Origin of the sequence: Kitasatospora sp. NPDC036755, assembly GCF_040636595.1 — a bacterium.
Taxonomy (GTDB): Bacteria; Actinomycetota; Actinomycetes; order Streptomycetales; family Streptomycetaceae; genus Kitasatospora.
Window position 1 is genome coordinate 1 of record NZ_JBEZUT010000004.1, and the last position, 17,322, is coordinate 17,322.

Consider the following 17,322-nt stretch of genomic DNA (forward strand, 5'->3'; position numbering starts at 1 on the left):
AGTGGGTCCCCCGCCGCCGAGCGGTCGACCGGCGCGAAGCCCGCCGCGAGCCCCGCCCCGGCAGCCGGACGCACCCCCGCCGGTGAACGCACCCCCGAGCGGGCCGCCTCCCACTGGCAGGCGCTGCAGCGGGGCACCGACTCCGGCCGGGCCGCCGTGGCCCGGGCCGAACGGGAGGAGGCCGCCGGCGCCGCGCCCGGCCGGGCCGCCCCCGGACACGGCGTCAGCACCACCGGCGGCACCCCCGGCACCACCACCGCCGACCGCGACCCCGGTGCCCCGAGCGCCGGTACGGCCTCAGAAGGAGCAGAGCAGTGAGCAGCACGCCCAGTCCGACCGCCACCGACGAGATCTCGTGGGTGCTGACCCCGCTGCTGGAGCTGCCGGGGGTGCTGCACGCCGTCATCGCCACCGGGGACGGTCTGGTCGAGGGCGCCTCGGACGGCCTGGAGCGCGCCTCGGCCGAGCGGGTCGCCGCGATGACCGCCACCGTGCACGCCGCCGCCCGCGCCTTCACCAGCGCGTTCACCGACGTCGAGCGGCCCCGGCTGGCCCAGACCGTGGTGGAGTCCGACCTGGGCTACGCCGTCGTGGTGCCCGCCGGGGAGAACACCTCGCTCGCCGTGTTCACCACGCCGGACGCCCAACTCGGCAACGTGGCCTACCAGATGCAGCTGCAGGTCGCCGCCCTCGGTCGCGTGCTCGCGAGCCCGACCCGGCGGCAGGACGACGACGAGCGGTCATGACCGCGGCCCCCCGCAGGCGGATGGTGCCCGCCTACCTGGCCACCGGCGGCCGCAGCCGCCCCGGCACCAAGGGCTTCGAGCGGCTGACCGTGCTGTTCGCCGACCGCGCCGACCCCCCGGACACGCTCGAAACCGAACACCGCCGGCTCTGGGAACTGCTGCGCCCCGGCGCGCTGACCGTGGTGGAGGCCGCCGCGCACCTGAGCCTGCCGGTCAGCGCCACCGTCTTCCTCGCGGCCGACCTGGTCGAGGCGGGCTGCCTGCACGCCCGCGCGCCGATCCCGCGGGCCCAGCAGACCGACCGCTCCATCGTCGAGAGGCTCCTCGTTGGACTCCGTGCGCTCCGGTGACCCGGCCGGCCGGCCGGACCCGGAAGACCAGAGCCGGGTGGGCTACCTGCCCGACCAGGACCAGACGCTGATGAAACTGGTGGTGGCCGGCCCGTTCGGGGTCGGCAAGACCACCCTCATCCGGACCCTCTCCGAGATCGCCACCCTGCACACCGAGGAGGCGATGACCGAGACCGGCCGCCCGGTGGACGACCTGGCCGGCGTGCCCGAGAAGGCCACCACCACCGTCGCCGTCGACTTCGGCCGGCTCACCCTGCCCGGCAACGTCGTGCTCTACATGTTCGGCACCCCCGGCCAGCGCCGCTTCTTCCCGCTCTGGCAGGACATCGCCCGCGGCGCGGTGGGCGCCCTGGTGCTCGCCGACACCCGCCGGCTCGCCGACTCCTTCGAGATCATGGACATGGTTGAGGAGCAGGGCCTGCCGTACGCCGTCGCGGTCAACCGCTTCCCGGACGCACCGGACCACCCCGTCGAGGTGCTGCGCACCCACCTGGACCTGCACGCGGCCACCCCGCTGCTGCTCTGCGACGCGCGCGAGCGCGGCAGCAGCCTGGACGCGCTGATCGCGCTGGCCGAGCACGTCCTGGACGCCCTGCCCGCCGCCCCCGCCACCCCGGAGCAGCCGTGACCGTCGAGTCCCGCCCGACCCCGATCCACGGCCCGGTCTTCGCCGCCGACCCCCAACTGGTCTACGAGCGGCTGCGGCGGCACGGCGCGGTCGCCCCGGTGGAGATCGCGCCCGGCGTCGAGGCCCTGCTGGTCACCGACTACCAGGCCGCGCTGGACCTGCTGCGGGACACCGACACCTTCTCCAAGGACTCCCGGGCCTGGCAGCGGACCGTCGCCCCGGACTCCCCGCTGCTGCCGGTGCTCGGCTACCGCCCCACCGCGCTGTTCAGCGACGGCGAGACGCACGCGCGCTACCGGGCCGTGATCACCGACGCCCTCGCGATGTTCGAGCCGCACCGGCTCCAGCGGCAGGTCGCCGGCGCCGCGCACCGGCTGATCGACCGCTTCGCCGCCCTCGGGCACGCCGACCTGATCGCCGAGTACGCCCGCCGGCTGCCCGCCTTCGCGCTCACCACCTGGTTCGGCGTGCCGGAGGAGCAGCGCGAGGAGGTGGTGACCGCGATCACCGGGCTGATCGAGTCCACCGCGCAGGCCGGCGCCTCGTACGGCAAGCTCCTCGCCGTGGTCACCGCGATGGTCGCCGAGCGCCGCGAGCGCCCCCGGCACGACCTCACCTCCATGTACGTCACCCACCCGGTCGGGCTGGACGACGACGAGGTGATCCGGCAGATCACCCTGACCCTGATCGCCGGGCACGAACCGACCACCAACCTGATCGGCAACGCCCTGCTGCGCCTGCTCACCGACGCCCGCTACGCCGGCTCGCTGTTCGGCGGCGCGATGACCGCCCACCAGGCGATCGACGAGGTGCTCTGGCACGAGCCGCCGATGGCCAACCTCTCGGCCCACTACCCGCGGTACGACATCACCTTCCACGGCCGGGAGATCAAGGCGGGCACGCTGGTCCTGGTCTCGTACGCGGCCGCCAACTCCCAGGCCGCGCCGCCGAGGGACGACATCGGGCGGCGCAGCGGCGAGAGCGCCCACCTGGCCTGGGCGGCCGGCCCGCACGCCTGCCCGGCCCGGGACCCGGCCCTGCTGATCGCGATCACCGCCATCGAGCAGCTGGGCAGCCGCCTCAGCGACCTCGAACTCTCCACCCCGGCCGAGGACCTCCTCTGGCGCCCGGGCCCGTTCCACCGCGCCCTGATGCACCTCCCGGTCCGCTTCGCACCGGTGGAGGGGTAGCGCGGAGGCCCGGACACCGACCGTGTCCGGGCCTCCGCGCCGTCCGCCGGGCCTACTCGGCCGGCTTCAGCGTCAGGGAGACGCTGTTGATGCAGTACCGCTGGTCCGTCGGCGTGCCGTAGCCCTCGCCCTCGAAGACGTGGCCGAGGTGTCCGCCGCACTTCGCGCAGCGCACCTCGACCCGGCGCATGCCGAGGGAGTCGTCCTCGATGTACTGGACGCGGTCCCCGGCCAGCGGCGCGTAGTAGGACGGCCAGCCGCAGTGGCTGTCGAACTTGGTCTCCGAGCTGAACAGTTCGGACCCGCAGGCCCGGCAGCTGTAGACGCCGACCGTCTTGGTGTCGGTGTACTCGCCGGTGAACGGGCGCTCGGTGCCCGCCTCGCGGAGCACGTGGTACTCCTCGGGGCTGAGCTGGGCGCGCCACTCGGCCTCGGACTTCTCGATCTCGTAGCTCATCTCACGGCTCCCGGTCGCGGTGGACGGACGTCGGACGGACGTCGGACGGACGTGGGTCAGACGTTGGAAGCAACGTTCGCGAGGTGCCGGAGGATTTCCGGCCCCAGGTTGGTGACGTCCCCGGCGCCCATGGTGAGCAGCAGGTCGCCCGGGCGGGCCAGGCCGGCCAGCAGGGCGGGGGCGGCGGCGAAGGAGTGCTCGGCGGTGACCTCGGCGCCGGCCCGCTGGGCCGCGTCGATGATCAGCTCGCTGGTCACGCCGGGGATCGGGTCCTCGCGGGCCGGGTAGATGTCCAGCACCACCGAGGCGTCGGCCAGGGCCAGGGCCCGGCCCATCTCCTCGGAGAGCTGCTGGGTGCGGCTGAACAGGTGGGGCTGGAACACGACCAGCACCCGGCCCTCGCCGGTCAGGCCCTCGCGGATCGCCTCCAGGTCGGCGGTCATCTCGGTGGGGTGGTGGGCGTAGGAGTCGATCACCTGGACGCCGGCGGCCTCGCCCTTGAGCTGGAGGCGGCGGCGCACGCCGGTGTAGGCGCCGAGCGCCTTGGCGAGGTCGGCGGCCGGGACGCCCAGCGCGACACCGGCGGCCAGCGCGGCGACCGCGTTGTGGGCGTAGTGGCGGCCGGGCACCGACACGGTGAAGGCCAGCTCGGCGCCGTCGATCAGCACGGTGACCTCGCTGGTCATGCCGCGGGCGACCACCGAGAGCACCCGCAGGTCGGCGTCCTCGGCGGAGCCGACCGTCACCACGTTCAGGCCCTCGCGGCCGGCCACCCGGGAGGTGAGCTCGCGGGCGCCGTCGTGGTCGGCGGAGACGACCAGGGTGCCGCCGGGCACGATCCGGCCCACGAAGGTCTCGAAGGACTCGTAGATCTCGTCGATCGAGGCGTAGTTGGCGTGGTGGTCGAGCTCCACGTTGAGCACGATCGCCACCTCGGGCGCGTACTTGTGGAAGCTCCGGTCGCTCTCGTCCGCCTCGGCGACGAAGATCTCGCCGGTGCCGTGGTGGGCGTTGGAGCCGGGTGCGTCGAGGTCGCCGCCGATCGCGTAGGACGGGTCCAGGCCGAGCTCGCCGAGGGCGACGGCGAGCATGCTGGTGGTGGTGGTCTTGCCGTGGGTGCCGGCCACCGCCAGCGCCCGGCGGCCACCCATCAGCGCGGCCAGCGCGTCGGAGCGGTGCACCACCGGGATGCCGCGCTCGTTGGCGGCGACCAGCTCCGGGTTGTCGGCGCGGATCGCGCTGGAGACGACCACGCTGCTGGTGCCGTCCGGCACGTGCTCGGCGGCGTGGCCGACGTGCACGGTGGCGCCGAGGGCGCGCAGCGCGAGGACGGTCTCGGACTCCTTGGAGTCGCTGCCCGAGACGCTGGCCCCGCGGACGGCGAGGATCTTCGCCAGGCCGGACATCCCGGCGCCGCCGATGCCGATGAAGTGCGGGGCGTGCAGGTCGTGCGCGGCGTCGTTCAAGGCGTGGCTCCGTACGGGCGGGGGCAGACAGGGCGGGCGGACGGGACGGAAGACGGAATCGTCCTCGCGGGCGGACCGCAAGGACGATTCTGCACCACCACCGGGTGAGGTCAGGAGTCGCTGGCGAAGAGCCTGAGCACCGGGACCCCCACCTTGTGCCGGGCCTGGGAGGCCCAGTCGCGGTGGAAGAACTCCTCCACGAAGTGCGGTGAGGTGAGCACCACCACCTCGTCCGCCCGCTGCTCCTCGACGACGGCGCGCAGCCGCTCCAGCGGCTTGTCCTCGACGAGTTCGCCCACCGCCTCGGCCCCGGCCGAGCGCAGGTGGCGCAGGCTGTGCTCCAGCGACTCGGTGGCCACGGTCGGCCCGCTCTCGGACTCGTCGTGCTCGTGGACCACCTTGTCGAGGTGGCCGAGGGCGACGTCGTCGAGTGCCCGCAGCAGTTCGTCCTGCTTGCCGCGCGGCTGCATCAGGACGACGAAGGACACCTTCTCCTCGCCGTGGAGCGTGGTGACGAGTTCCACGTCCGCGTCGGAGAGAGCCTTTTCGATCATCAGTACCGTCTTGAACACGTGAGTCCCTTCCAGTGGCCGGCCCCCGGGCCCCGGCATCGCATAACGGGATCACGATCGGGGGGTCACGGGGTCATCCGAACCGGGGTGACGCAGGTAGCGGGTGAAGAGGAATCCTTTCTGCTCGATCAATGAGACCAGCCGCATCCGCTGGACGTCCGGCATTCGCGCGTCGTGGAGGATGCGCGGCGCGTCGCCGCCGGTGAGCAGCGGGGCCAGCGACAGGCACAGCTCGTCCAGCAGCCCGGCCGCCGCGAGCTGCCCCAGCAGGCGCGGGCCGCCCTCGGTCAGCAGCCGGGTCCAGCCCCGCTCGGCCAGGGCCGCCACGGCCATCCGCAGGTCCACCGAGCCGGTGCCGGCGAGCACCAGGTCGGCCACCTCGGCGACCGCCCGGCGGCGCTCCTCGGCGGCGTCCTCGGTGGTGATCACCACCGTCCTGACCAGCGGTTCGGTGAACAGCGGCGCGGTCAGGTCCAACTGCAGCGAACGGCTCACCACGGCGATCACCGGGGCCGGCGCCTGCCCGGCCGCCGTCCGGGCCGCCGCGAACTCCTTGCGGGCCCGGGCCGGCCGGTAGCCCTCGGCGCGGACGGTCTCCGCGCCCACCAGTACCACGTCCGACAGCGCCCGCAGCACACCGAAGATCCGCTTGTCGGCATCGCCGGAGAGGCCCTCGGAGAGCCCGTCGAGCCTGGCCCCGCCGTCCAGGCCGGACACCATGTTGGCGCGCAGCCAGGGGCGTCCCTGATTCACCTGTTCGGGGTACGCGTAGACGGCGGCGAGCGATTCCAGTGCGGCCGGATCGGTGAGCCGCCCGCTCAGCGGACTGATCAACTGTTGCATGTCCCCAGTCTTCCACCGCCCGGCGTGGGCCGTCCGGGTCCGCGGGCGGCGGGCCGTCCCCAGCCGTCCCCAGCCGTGCGCCGCCCCGGCCGTGCGCCCTCCGCAGCCGCGCGCCGCCCCGGCCGTGCACTGCCCGCAGCCGTGCACCGCCCGCAGCCGTGCGTCGTTCGGACGGCCCACCCGGCAGGCGTACCCTCTACTGATGTGCCCGCAGCCTCCCACTCCGCCACCGCGCCCGAGCCGATAGCCGCCGCACCCGCGTCCGGCTCCCCGATCGCGCTCACCGACCGCCGCCCCGTCGTGCCCGCCGAGCGGCTGGTCGCCGAGATGGTCCCGCCGCCCCGGTTCGCCGACGTGAGCTTCGGGACGTACATCCCGGACCCGACCCAGCCGAGCCAGTACGAGGCCGTCCAGGTCCTGGAGCAGTTCGCGGCCACGCTCGGTGGAGGAAACGGTTCGGCGCCCAAGCGCAGCTGGTTCCGCCGCTCGGCCCCCGCGCCCACCGGCCCGGCCGGGGTCTACCTCGACGGCGGCTACGGCGTCGGCAAGACCCACCTGCTCGCCTCGCTCTGGCACGCCGCCCCCGGCCCCAAGGCCTTCGGCACCTTCGTGGAGCTGACCAACCTGGTCGGCGCGCTCGGCTTCCAGCAGGCCGTGCGGACCCTCTCCGGGCACACCCTGCTCTGCATCGACGAGTTCGAGCTGGACGACCCGGGCGACACCGTGCTGGTCTCCACCCTGCTCGGCCGGCTGGTCGACAACGGCGTCAAGCTGTGCGCCACCTCGAACACCCTGCCGGAGAAGCTCGGCGAGGGCCGCTTCGCCGCCGCCGACTTCCTGCGCGAGATCCAGGGCCTGTCCGCGCACTTCCGCCCGATGCGGATCGACGGCCAGGACTACCGCCACCGCGGCCTGCCGGACGCCCCGCCGCCGTACACCGACGAGGCCGTCGCGGCCGCCGCGGCCCGCACCCCCGGCGCCTCGCTGGACGACTTCGACGGCCTGCTCGCCCACCTCTCCGCCGTCCACCCCAGCCGCTACGGCGCGCTGCTGGACGACGTCACCGCGGTCTGCCTGCGCGGCGTCAAGCAGGTCGACGACCAGTCGACCGCGCTGCGCCTGGTCGTGCTGGCCGACCGGATGTACGACCGCGAGCTGCCGATCACCGCCTCCGGCCTGCCCTTCGACCAGGTCTTCCCCGAGGAGATGCTGCGCGGCGGCTACCGCAAGAAGTACCTGCGCGCGATCTCCCGCCTGGTCGCCCTCGCCCGGGACAGCGCCAAGGCCTGACCCGTGACCCTCCCCCTCGCTCGGCAGTTGTTCCCACTGCCGAGCGAGGGGGAGAGGCGTGACCGGTGACGAGTCCGGGGCGGGCTACGGGATCGAGATCGAGCCCGAGGTGCGGGTGTGGCTCCAGAACTGCCCGACCGCCGAGTACCGGGCGGCCGAACGCGCCGCCGACCGTCTCGCCGAGGACGGTGAGGCGCTGTCGTTCCCGTTGGCGAGCCACCTGGGCGGCCCGCTGCGCGAGTTGCGGATCGGGTCCATGCGCATCACGTACTGGCTCGCGCCGGGGCGGAGGGCTGTGCTGCTGACGGTCTTCCGCAAGACTAGGAACCGCGAGACCGATCAGGTCGAACGGGCGCGCCGCGCGCAGAAGGTCTGCGAGGCGGAGCACGGGCCCGCCGCCGACCACGAGATCTACGACCGGGAGGAGCGGCGATGAGCAGCGGCTACCACACCCGCTGGACCGTGCCGGCGGAGCACCGGGAGAGCGAGGAGTACCGCGCGGCCGGGCGGCGGATGGCGCTGGCCGAGGCCGTGTACGCCCGACGCTCCGCGCTCGGGTGGACACTCGCCGAGCTCGCCGAGCGGGCCGGGCTGGACGAGGAGACCGTCGAGGGCATCGAGGAGAGCGGGGTCGATCCGACCCTTCCGCTGATCGAGCGACTCGCCGCCGCCTTCGACTCCGTGGTGCGGATCGACCCCGCCCGGGAGCCGGCCATGAGCTTCGAGGCCCACGCGGCCTGATCGAACCGGCCTCGCTTGTCAGTGGGGGGTCGTACCGTTGAGTGGTGCGTCCCATCACGAGTATTGAGCGGTCCGTGGCGCCCTTCGAGGTCGTCAGCCCCTTCCAGCCGAACGGTGACCAGCCGGCGGCGATCGCCGAGCTGGAACGGCGGATCAGGGGAGGGGAGAAGGACGTCGTGCTGCTCGGTGCCACCGGCACCGGCAAGTCGGCCACCACGGCCTGGATGATCGAGAAGCTGCAGCGGCCCACCCTGGTGATGGCGCCGAACAAGACGCTGGCCGCGCAGCTCGCCAACGAGTTCCGCGAGCTGCTCCCGAACAACGCGGTCGAGTACTTCGTCTCGTACTACGACTACTACCAGCCCGAGGCGTACGTCCCGCAGACGGACACCTACATCGAGAAGGACTCCTCGATCAACGAGGAGGTCGAGCGGCTGCGCCACTCGGCGACCAACTCGCTGCTGACCCGCCGGGACGTGGTCGTGGTCGCCTCGGTCTCCTGCATCTACGGCCTCGGCACGCCGCAGGAGTACGTGGACCGGATGGTGCGGCTCAAGGTCGGCCAGGAGATCGACCGGGACGACCTGCTGCGCCGCTTCGTCGACATCCAGTACGCCCGCAACGACGTGGCCTTCACCCGCGGCACCTTCCGGGTCCGCGGCGACACCATCGAGATCTTCCCGGTCTACGAGGAGCTCGCCGTCCGGATCGAGATGTTCGGCGACGAGATCGAGGCGCTGTACACCCTGCACCCGCTCACCGGCGAGATCATCAGCCAGGACGACTCGGTCTACGTCTTCCCCGCCTCGCACTACGTCGCCGGCCCCGAGCGCATGGAGCGGGCGATCACCGGCATCGAGAAGGAGCTGGAGGGGACGCTCGCCCGGCTGGAGAAGCAGGGCAAGCTGCTGGAGGCCCAGCGGCTGCGGATGCGCACCACCTACGACATTGAGATGCTGCGCCAGATCGGCACCTGCTCGGGCGTCGAGAACTACTCGATGCACTTCGACGGCCGCGAGCCCGGCTCCCCGCCGAACACCCTGCTCGACTACTTCCCGGAGGACTTCCTCCTGGTCATCGACGAGTCGCACGTCACCGTCCCGCAGATCGGCGCGATGTACGAGGGCGACGCCTCCCGCAAGCGCACCCTGGTCGAGCACGGCTTCCGGCTGCCCTCCGCGATGGACAACCGCCCGCTGAAGTGGGAGGAGTTCCTGGAGCGGATCGGCCAGACCGTCTACCTCTCGGCGACGCCCGGCCCGTACGAGCTGTCGCGCGGCGACGGCCAGGTCGAGCAGATCATCCGCCCGACCGGCCTGATCGACCCCGAGGTGATCGTCAAGCCGACCGAGGGCCAGATCGACGACCTGGTGCACGAGGTCCGCACGCGGGTCGAGCGGGACGAGCGCGTCCTGGTCACCACGCTGACCAAGAAGATGGCCGAGGACCTCACCGACTACATGCTCGGCCTGGACATCCGGGTCCGGTACCTGCACAGCGACGTGGACACCCTGCGCCGGGTGGAGCTGCTGCGCGAGCTGCGGGCGGGCCGGTACGACGTGCTGGTCGGCATCAACCTGCTGCGCGAGGGCCTGGACCTGCCCGAGGTGTCGCTGGTGGCGATCCTGGACGCGGACAAGGAGGGCTTCCTGCGCTCCGGCACCTCGCTGATCCAGACCATCGGCCGCGCCGCCCGCAACGTCTCCGGCCAGGTCCACATGTACGCGGACAGGATCACCCCCGCGATGGAGAAGGCCATCGACGAGACCAACCGCCGCCGGGCCGTGCAGCAGGCCTACAACAAGGAGCACGGGATCGACCCGCAGCCGCTGCGCAAGAAGATCGGCGACATCCTGGACACCCTCGCCCGCGAGGACGTGGACACCGACGAGCTGCTCTCCTCCGGCTACCGGAACCAGGGCAAGGGCAAGGCGCCGGTGCCGGCGCTGGGCGCGGACCGCAAGCCGGCCAAGTCCCTGCCGGCCGCCGAACTGGCGGACCTGATCCAGGAGATGACCGACCGGATGCACACGGCCGCCGCGGACCTCCAGTTCGAGGTCGCGGCCCGGCTGCGCGACGAGGTCAAGGAGCTGAAGAAGGAGCTGCGGCAGATGCGCGAGGCCGGTGTGGCGTAGGGCGTGTCCTGGGGGCGCCCCGCCCGGGCTTGGCCGGAATGACACCGGTCAAGCCCACCGGTGTCTCAGCCTTGCCACAAACGGGGAAACCCGGGGGAGCCCGGGGTGCCGCAGGCCCTAGGCTGGCCTGCGGCATCGTGCCCTCGGGACGGGGTGGCGGGCCGTACGCAGAGGGGGCCTCAGCCGGGGGACGGCGACGGGGTGTTCCACCGTGGAGCCGCGCGGGCGCGACCGGGCGGCCGGCAGAGAGGGCAACGTCGTGTCGGTGAACCTGGCCAAGGGGCAGAGGGTCAGCCTCCAGAAGGGTCAGGGCGGTGCCCTGACGGTGGTCCGGATGGGCCTGGGCTGGCAGGCCGCGCCCAAGCGCGGGCTGTTCGGCAGCCGCACCCGGAAGATCGACCTGGACGCCTCGGCGCTGCTGTACGCCGAGAAGACCCCGTCCGACGTGGTGTTCTTCTCGCACCTTGAGAGCAACGACGGTTCCGTCCGGCACACCGGCGACAACCTGGAGGGCGGCTCGGGCGCCGAGGACGACGAGGCGATCCTGGTCGACCTGGTGCACGTGCCCGTGAACATCACCCAGGTAGTGTTCACGGTGAGCTCGTACACCGGGCAGACCTTCGCCGAGGTGCAGCGGGCGCACTGCCGGCTGGTGGACGAGGCCACCGGGCTGGAGCTGGCCCGTTACGAGCTGGCGGGCGGCGGGCCGCACACCGGGCAGATCATGGCCAAGGTGGTCCGGGACGGCGACGGCGGCTGGGAGATGCAGGCGATCGGCGCCCCGGCCAAGGGGCGCACCTTCCAGGACCTGCTGCCGGCGATCGAGCCGTACCTGTAGCCACCGCCGCGGCCGCGCGGTCCGGCAGCCGCCGGAGAACCCCCGCGGCGGGGTGAGCCGCCTCCGCGTTCTTTACCTTCTTTACCTTTCCTTGGGTGTCCTGTTACCCTCGTTGGCAGCGGAGGGGAGTATTCCTCGACAGCCGACCCCGTCATCACGGATGCCCGTCGCGGCATCCCGGGGCGCTGGCCCGACGGGCGGAAGAGACCTCCGGCAGTGACGATGACTGTCTCGCCTACCTGCCGGAGGAGCAGTAGTGGACGTTTCCGTAACCATGTGGGTCTCCACGATCCTGGTGCTGATCGCACTGGTCGTGGCCGACTTCTTCATCGGAGGGCGCAAGCCGCACGAGGTCTCGATCAAGGAGGCCGGGATCTGGACGGCCGTCTGGGTCGCCCTGGCGGTGCTCTTCGGTGGCTTCCTCTGGTGGCACTCCGGCGGGCAGCCGGCGGGCGAGTTCTTCGCCGGCTACATCACCGAGAAGTCGCTCAGTGTCGACAACCTCTTCGTGTTCATCCTGATCATGGGCAAGTTCGCGGTGCCCAGGATCTACCAGCAACGCGTGCTGATGTTCGGCGTGATCATCGCACTGGTGCTCCGGGCGGTGTTCATCGCCGGCGGCGCCGCGCTGGTCTCCGAGTTCTCCTGGGTGTTCTTCATCTTCGGCGGCTTCCTGATCTGGACGGCCTGGAAGCTGATCAAGGAGGCCCGCGCCGAGGAGGAGGACGAGGAGTTCGAGGAGAACCGCGTCCTCAAGTCGATCACCCGCCGCTTCCCGGCCACCGAGGACTACCGCGACACCAGGCTGATCGTCCGGGAGCACGGCCGCCGGCTGATCACCCCGATGCTGATCGTCATGCTGGCGATCGGCACCACCGACGTGCTGTTCGCCCTGGACTCGATCCCGGCCATCTTCGGCCTGACCCAGGACCCGTACATCGTCTTCACCGCCAACGCCTTCGCCCTGATGGGGCTGCGCCAGCTGTACTTCCTGATCGGCGGCCTGCTGAAGAAGCTGGTCCACCTGTCGTACGGCCTGTCGGTGATCCTCGGTTTCATCGGCGTGAAGCTGGTGCTGCACGCCGCCCACGAGGCCGGAGCGACGTGGGCCCCGGAGATCGGCATCCCGTTCTCGCTGGGCTTCATCGTGGTCGTGCTGGCGATCACGACCTTCACCAGCCTGCGGGCCGCGAAGAAGGCGGACCGGGACGAGCAGGAGAAGCTCGACGCCTGAACCGCCGAGGGCGCACAGGGGCCCCCGCGACCGCTTCCGGTCGCGGGGGCCCCGCCGTCCGGCGCGGAGGGCTACCAGCCGCGCTCGCGCCACTCGTCGAGGTGCGGGCGCTCGGCGCCGAGGGTGGTGTCGTTGCCGTGGCCGGGGTAGACCCAGGCCTCGTCGGGCAGGGCGTCGAAGATCTTCTCGGTGACGTCCCGGTAGAGGGTCCGGAAGGCCTCCGGGTCGCCCCAGGTGTTGCCCACGCCGCCCGGGAAGAGGCAGTCGCCGGTGAAGACGTGCGGGTGCCCCTGGGGGTCGTCGTAGACCAGCACGATGGCGCCCGGGGTGTGCCCGACCAGATGGCGGACGGTCAGTGCGACCTCGCCGACCCGCAGCGTGTCGCCGTCCGCGAGCAGCAGCTCGGTGGGGACGTCGATGCCCTCGGCGTCGTGCTCGCCGGCCGCGGTGCGGGCGCCGGTGGTGGCGACCACCTCGGCCAGCGCCGCCCAGTGGTCGTGGTGCCGGTGGGTGGTGACCACGGTGCCGAGCTCCTCGCCCACCGTCTCCAGCAGCACCGGGGCGTCCGCGGCCGCGTCGATCAGCAGCTGTTCGTCGGTGGCCCGGCAGCGCAGCAGGTAGGCGTTGTTGTCGTACGGGCCGACGGCCACCTTGGTGATGATCAGGTGGGCCAGCTCCCGCACGTCCGGCGCCCCGCCGACCTTGACCGCTCCGTGGTACGTCATCCGTTCGCTCCCTCTCCGGTGGCTCCTGGGATCATCCTCGCGCCGTCAGCCCATCGGGGGAAGCGGGGGGAGGTCGGTGTCGGGGGCGTGGCGCAGTCCGTCGCCGGTGGAACGGCCGGAGAGCCAGGCGGTGAGGGCGCGGAGTGGGCCCTCGACGGTCAGGGACACCTCGCCCGAGCCGATCACGGCGCGGTCCGCGGTGTCGTCGGAGACCAGCTCGACGGCCGGCAGGTCGGCCGCCCCGGCCAGCCCTCCGGAGATCCGGCGGAACTGGGCGGCCGCGAACTCCTCCGGCCAGTGCGCGGGGGTGTACCCGGCGTCCAGGTCGACGTGGTGGAACTCCAGCTCGACCACGCGCTTGGCCGGGATGTCGCAGGCCGGGAAGACGTAGCCGAAGCGGTGCCTGACCGTCGCCGTCCAGGCCTCGTCGGTCATCCGCGCGGCGGCGGCCAGGAAGCGCTCGTGGGAGTCGCGCAGGTCGGCGAGCTGGACGTCGAGCGGCCGCGGCGCGTCGCGCTCGATGTCGGCGTCGCGGGCCTCGTGGGTGGCGTACTGGGGGATGTCGGTGCCGGTGCGGGCGCCGGTCAGCAGGTTGACCAGCGAGTCGGCGTTGCGGGCGAGGTGGGCGAGCACGTGACCGCGGGTCCAGCCGGGCAGGGCGGAGGGTTCGGCGAGGGCCTGCGGCTTCAGCTCGGCGGCGGTGTGCAGCAGGTGTCGGGTGCTCTCCTCGACCCGGGCCAGGGCCCGGGAGGCGGAGGCGGCGGCGGACTTCGGGTCGGCGGACTTCGGGTCGGTCATCACATCTGCCTTCTGTGCGCGACGGCGCGTTGCCCGAGGGGGCCCCGCTCGTTGACCATGTGACGCTACCGCCGAAATCGGGCCCTGAGCAGGCCCTTTTTCGGTCCGGGTACGGACGGTCCGGAGGTCGGCCTCACTCGTTCGGGTGGTCCCGGCTGGACAAGGTCGATATTCGAACGTCTGAGCTATAGGCTGGCTGCCGCATCCTGGAAGAAGCAGCACATCCCAACGCAAGCCCTCTCGCACCGGAGAAAGGCGCCAGAAGCAGTGGCCGACCGCCTCATCGTCCGCGGTGCTCGCGAGCACAACCTCAAGAACGTCTCGCTCGACCTGCCCCGCGACTCCCTCATCGTCTTCACGGGCCTCTCCGGCTCCGGCAAGTCCTCGCTCGCCTTCGACACGATCTTCGCCGAGGGCCAGCGCCGCTACGTCGAGTCGCTGTCGTCCTACGCCCGCCAGTTCCTGGGCCAGATGGACAAGCCCGACGTCGACTTCATCGAAGGCCTCTCCCCGGCCGTCTCGATCGACCAGAAGTCCACCAACCGCAACCCCCGTTCGACCGTCGGGACCATCACCGAGGTCTACGACTACCTGCGCCTGCTGTTCGCCCGGATCGGCAAGCCGCACTGCCCGCACTGCGGCCGTCCGATCGCCAAGCAGTCCCCGCAGGCGATCGTCGACAAGGTGCTGGAGCTCGCCGAGGGCACCCGCTTCCAGGTGCTGAGCCCGGTGGTGCGCGAGCGCAAGGGGGAGTTCGTCGACCTCTTCGCCGACCTCCAGTCCAAGGGCTACTCCCGCGCCCGGGTCGACGGCGGGACGATCCAGCTCGCCGAGCCGCCGAAGCTCAAGAAGCAGGAGAAGCACACCGTCGAGGTGGTGATCGACCGCCTGACCGTCAAGGACAGCGCCAAGCGGCGGCTCACCGACTCGGTGGAGACGGCCCTGCGGCTGTCCGGCGGCATGGTCGTGCTCGACTTCGTCGACCTCCCCGAGGACGACCCGGAGCGCGAGCGGATGTACTCCGAGCACCTCTACTGCCCGTACGACGACGTGTCGTTCGAGGAGCTGGAGCCGCGCTCGTTCTCCTTCAACTCGCCGTTCGGCGCCTGCCCGGACTGCTCGGGCCTGGGCAACCGGATGGAGGTCGACCCGGAGCTGGTCGTCCCGGACGTCGAGCGCTCGCTCGACGAGGGCGCGATCCACCCGTGGTCGGCCGGGCACGCCAAGGAGTACTTCCAGCGCCTGATCGACGCGCTGGCCGGGGAGCTCGGCTTCCGCACCGACATCCCCTGGGCCGGGCTGCCCGCCCGGGCCAGGAAGGCGCTGCTGTACGGCCACAAGCACCAGGTGGAGGTCCGCTACCGCAACCGCTTCGGCCGGGAGCGCTCGTACAGCACGGGCTTCGAGGGCGCGATCCCGTTCATCCAGCGCCGGCACACCGAGGCGGAGAGCGACAGCAGCCGCGAGCGCTTCGAGGGCTACATGCGCGAGGTGCCCTGCCCGACCTGCCGGGGCACCCGGCTCAAGCCGGTGGTGCTCGCCGTCACCGTCCAGGACAAGTCGATCGCCGACGTCTCCTCGATGTCGATCAGCGACTGCTCCGAGTTCCTGGGCGCGATGAAGCTCAACGCCCGGGACAAGCAGATCGCCGAGCGGGTCCTCAAGGAGGTCAACGAGCGGCTGCGCTTCCTGGTCGACGTCGGCCTGGACTACCTCTCGCTCGACCGCGCGGCCGGCACCCTGTCCGGCGGCGAGGCCCAGCGCATCCGGCTGGCCACCCAGATCGGCTCCGGCCTGGTCGGTGTGCTGTACGTGCTGGACGAGCCGTCCATCGGCCTGCACCAGCGGGACAACCACCGGCTGATCGAGACGCTGGTGCGGCTGCGCGACATCGGCAACACCCTGATCGTGGTCGAGCACGACGAGGACACCATCAAGACCGCGGACTGGGTGGTCGACATCGGACCGGGTGCCGGTGAGCACGGCGGCAAGGTGGTGCACTCCGGCTCGCTGAAGCAGCTGCTCGCCAACAAGGAGTCGCTGACCGGCCAGTACCTCTCCGGCAAGCGGTCCATCCCGATCCCGACCACCCGCCGCGAGCGGGACAAGAAGCGCCAGCTGACCGTCCACGGGGCCCGCGAGCACAACCTCAAGGACGTCACGGTCGGCTTCCCGCTCGGCACCTTCACGGCGATCACGGGCGTCTCCGGCTCCGGCAAGTCGACGCTGGTCAACGACATCCTGTACACCCACCTCGCCCGGGAGCTGAACGGCGCCCGCAGCGTGCCCGGCCGGCACACCCGGATCACCGGCACCGACCTGGTGGACAAGGTGGTGCACGTCGACCAGTCGCCGATCGGCCGTACCCCGCGCTCCAACCCGGCCACCTACACCGGGGTGTTCGACCACGTCCGCCGGCTCTTCGCGGAGACGCAGGAGGCCAAGGTCCGCGGCTACCTGCCCGGCCGGTTCTCCTTCAACGTCAAGGGCGGCCGCTGCGAGAACTGCTCGGGCGACGGCACCATCAAGATCGAGATGAACTTCCTGCCGGACGTCTACGTGCCGTGCGAGGTCTGCCACGGCGCCCGGTACAACCGGGAGACGCTGGAGGTCCACTACAAGGGCAAGTCCATCGCCGAGGTGCTGGACATGCCGATCGAGGAGGCGCTGGCGTTCTTCGAGGCCGTCCCGGCGATCGCCCGGCACCTGCGGACGCTCAACGACGTCGGCCTCGGCTACGTCCGGCTCGGCCAGTCCGCGCCCACCCTCTCCGGCGGCGAGGCGCAGCGCGTCAAGCTCGCCTCGGAGCTGCAGAAGCGCTCCACCGGGCGGACGGTCTACGTGCTGGACGAGCCCACCACCGGCCTGCACTTCGAGGACATCAGCAAGCTGATCAAGGTGCTCAGCGGGCTCGTCGAGAAGGGCAACACGGTGATCGTCATCGAGCACAACCTCGATGTGATCAAGACCGCCGACTGGGTCGTCGACATGGGCCCCGAGGGCGGCTCCGGCGGTGGCACGGTGGTCGCCGAGGGCACCCCCGAGCAGATCGCCGGCGTGCCGGAGAGCCACACCGGCAAGTTCCTGCGGGACATCCTGCCGGACGGCTTCGCGGACGCCCCGGCCGCCGCCCCGGCGAAGAAGGCGCCGCGCAAGCGCGCGGCCGCCGCGAAGAAGTAACCGCCGCGAAGAAGTAACCGACGCGAAGACACGGCCGTCGAGAAGACGCGGCCCCGCCCGCCCCGCCGCTCCCCGGGCACTGCCAGGAGCGGCGGGGCGGGCGCCGCATAGACTTCCGTGGTCCCTCGC

Annotated in this window: 17 protein-coding genes and 1 pseudogene; 12 read left to right on the forward strand and 6 right to left on the reverse strand. The window is 71.9% G+C overall.

Annotation, left to right across the window (positions count from 1 at the left end; translation table 11 throughout):
- The 5 genes and pseudogenes from AB0E96_RS01375 to AB0E96_RS01395 all read left to right on the forward strand — a co-directional run.
- Positions 1-318 (forward strand): annotated as a pseudogene (locus AB0E96_RS01375) (hypothetical protein); the annotation flags it as partial.
- Positions 315-746: a roadblock/LC7 domain-containing protein gene (locus AB0E96_RS01380; protein ID WP_359817149.1), complete on the forward strand. Its 432-nt coding sequence runs from the start codon at positions 315-317 to the stop codon at positions 744-746. The pseudogene AB0E96_RS01375 and the gene AB0E96_RS01380, both read left to right, overlap by 4 nt.
- Positions 743-1,096, forward strand: a complete 354-nt coding sequence (locus AB0E96_RS01385; RefSeq protein WP_359817151.1) for a DUF742 domain-containing protein — start codon at positions 743-745, stop codon at positions 1,094-1,096. Before AB0E96_RS01380 ends, AB0E96_RS01385 begins: the two co-directional genes overlap by 4 nt.
- Before the next feature lie 70 nt (positions 1,097-1,166).
- A complete protein-coding gene (locus tag AB0E96_RS01390) occupies positions 1,167-1,724 on the forward strand; it encodes an ATP/GTP-binding protein (RefSeq protein ID WP_359817250.1) in 558 nt (185 codons plus the stop codon).
- Positions 1,721-2,914, forward strand: a complete 1,194-nt coding sequence (locus tag AB0E96_RS01395; RefSeq protein ID WP_359817153.1) for a cytochrome P450 — start codon at positions 1,721-1,723, stop codon at positions 2,912-2,914. The genes AB0E96_RS01390 and AB0E96_RS01395 overlap by 4 nt, the downstream gene beginning before the upstream one ends.
- Before the next feature lie 52 nt (positions 2,915-2,966).
- On the opposite strand, the gene msrB is transcribed toward AB0E96_RS01395, so the two are convergent.
- The 4 genes from msrB to AB0E96_RS01415 all read right to left on the reverse strand — a co-directional run bounded on the left by msrB (position 2,967) and on the right by AB0E96_RS01415 (position 6,252).
- On the reverse strand, positions 2,967-3,371 hold the full coding sequence (msrB, locus tag AB0E96_RS01400) for a peptide-methionine (R)-S-oxide reductase MsrB (protein WP_359817155.1): 405 nt from the start codon (positions 3,369-3,371) through the stop codon (positions 2,967-2,969).
- A gap of 56 nt (positions 3,372-3,427) precedes the next feature.
- The gene (murC, locus tag AB0E96_RS01405; RefSeq protein ID WP_359817251.1) at positions 3,428-4,816 is read right to left on the reverse strand and encodes a UDP-N-acetylmuramate--L-alanine ligase; all 1,389 of its coding nucleotides are present in this window, start codon (positions 4,814-4,816) and stop codon (positions 3,428-3,430) included.
- Between the two features lie 131 nt (positions 4,817-4,947).
- The gene (locus tag AB0E96_RS01410; RefSeq protein WP_359817157.1) at positions 4,948-5,409 is read right to left on the reverse strand and encodes an indole-3-glycerol phosphate synthase; all 462 of its coding nucleotides are present in this window, start codon (positions 5,407-5,409) and stop codon (positions 4,948-4,950) included.
- 51 nt (positions 5,410-5,460) lie between these two features.
- On the reverse strand, positions 5,461-6,252 hold the full coding sequence (locus tag AB0E96_RS01415; RefSeq protein WP_359817158.1) for a pyrimidine reductase family protein: 792 nt from the start codon (positions 6,250-6,252) through the stop codon (positions 5,461-5,463).
- Positions 6,253-6,495: 243 nt separating this feature from the next.
- Here AB0E96_RS01415 and zapE point away from each other — a divergent pair, with 243 nt between their 5' ends.
- The 6 genes from zapE to AB0E96_RS01445 all read left to right on the forward strand — a co-directional run bounded on the left by zapE (position 6,496) and on the right by AB0E96_RS01445 (position 12,490).
- Positions 6,496-7,542, forward strand: coding sequence for a cell division protein ZapE (gene zapE, locus AB0E96_RS01420; protein ID WP_359817253.1), 1,047 nt, complete (start codon positions 6,496-6,498; stop codon positions 7,540-7,542).
- 58 nt (positions 7,543-7,600) lie between these two features.
- On the forward strand, positions 7,601-7,978 hold the full coding sequence (locus AB0E96_RS01425) for a type II toxin-antitoxin system RelE/ParE family toxin (protein ID WP_359817160.1): 378 nt from the start codon (positions 7,601-7,603) through the stop codon (positions 7,976-7,978).
- Positions 7,975-8,283, forward strand: coding sequence for a helix-turn-helix transcriptional regulator (locus tag AB0E96_RS01430; RefSeq protein ID WP_359817162.1), 309 nt, complete (start codon positions 7,975-7,977; stop codon positions 8,281-8,283). Before AB0E96_RS01425 ends, AB0E96_RS01430 begins: the two co-directional genes overlap by 4 nt.
- A 44-nt stretch (positions 8,284-8,327) precedes the next feature.
- A complete protein-coding gene (gene uvrB, locus AB0E96_RS01435; RefSeq protein ID WP_359817164.1) occupies positions 8,328-10,418 on the forward strand; it encodes an excinuclease ABC subunit UvrB in 2,091 nt (696 codons plus the stop codon).
- 259 nt (positions 10,419-10,677) lie between these two features.
- On the forward strand, positions 10,678-11,256 hold the full coding sequence (locus AB0E96_RS01440) for a TerD family protein (RefSeq protein ID WP_359817166.1): 579 nt from the start codon (positions 10,678-10,680) through the stop codon (positions 11,254-11,256).
- A 256-nt stretch (positions 11,257-11,512) separates the two neighbouring features.
- On the forward strand, positions 11,513-12,490 hold the full coding sequence (locus tag AB0E96_RS01445) for a TerC family protein (protein ID WP_359817167.1): 978 nt from the start codon (positions 11,513-11,515) through the stop codon (positions 12,488-12,490).
- Positions 12,491-12,561: 71 nt separating this feature from the next.
- On the opposite strand, the gene AB0E96_RS01450 is transcribed toward AB0E96_RS01445, so the two are convergent.
- Both AB0E96_RS01450 and AB0E96_RS01455 read right to left on the reverse strand, forming a co-directional pair.
- Positions 12,562-13,215 carry an MBL fold metallo-hydrolase gene (locus tag AB0E96_RS01450; RefSeq protein ID WP_359817169.1) on the reverse strand — a complete coding sequence of 218 codons (654 nt, stop codon included), beginning with the start codon at positions 13,213-13,215 and terminating at the stop codon, positions 12,562-12,564.
- Between the two features lie 45 nt (positions 13,216-13,260).
- Positions 13,261-14,013: a maleylpyruvate isomerase family mycothiol-dependent enzyme gene (locus AB0E96_RS01455; protein ID WP_359817171.1), complete on the reverse strand. Its 753-nt coding sequence runs from the start codon at positions 14,011-14,013 to the stop codon at positions 13,261-13,263.
- A gap of 267 nt (positions 14,014-14,280) precedes the next feature.
- Here AB0E96_RS01455 and uvrA point away from each other — a divergent pair, with 267 nt between their 5' ends.
- Entirely contained in the window at positions 14,281-17,193 is a 2,913-nt protein-coding gene (uvrA, locus tag AB0E96_RS01460; protein ID WP_359817172.1) for an excinuclease ABC subunit UvrA, read from the forward strand.
- Positions 17,194-17,322: the final 129 nt, after the last annotated feature.

What these genes read in the sequence shown, in the direction of transcription:
- msrB (WP_359817155.1), bottom strand. Translation starts at nt 3,371, where the DNA reads ATGAGCTACGAGATCGAGAAGTCCGAGGCCGAGTGGCGCGCCCAGCTC.
- AB0E96_RS01450 (WP_359817169.1), bottom strand. Translation starts at nt 13,215, where the DNA reads ATGACGTACCACGGAGCGGTCAAGGTCGGCGGGGCGCCGGACGTGCGG.
- AB0E96_RS01455 (WP_359817171.1), bottom strand. Translation starts at nt 14,013, where the DNA reads ATGACCGACCCGAAGTCCGCCGACCCGAAGTCCGCCGCCGCCTCCGCC.
- AB0E96_RS01390 (WP_359817250.1), top strand. Translation starts at nt 1,167, where the DNA reads ATGAAACTGGTGGTGGCCGGCCCGTTCGGGGTCGGCAAGACCACCCTC.
- AB0E96_RS01415 (WP_359817158.1), bottom strand. Translation starts at nt 6,252, where the DNA reads ATGCAACAGTTGATCAGTCCGCTGAGCGGGCGGCTCACCGATCCGGCC.
- AB0E96_RS01385 (WP_359817151.1), top strand. Translation starts at nt 743, where the DNA reads ATGACCGCGGCCCCCCGCAGGCGGATGGTGCCCGCCTACCTGGCCACC.
- AB0E96_RS01430 (WP_359817162.1), top strand. Translation starts at nt 7,975, where the DNA reads ATGAGCAGCGGCTACCACACCCGCTGGACCGTGCCGGCGGAGCACCGG.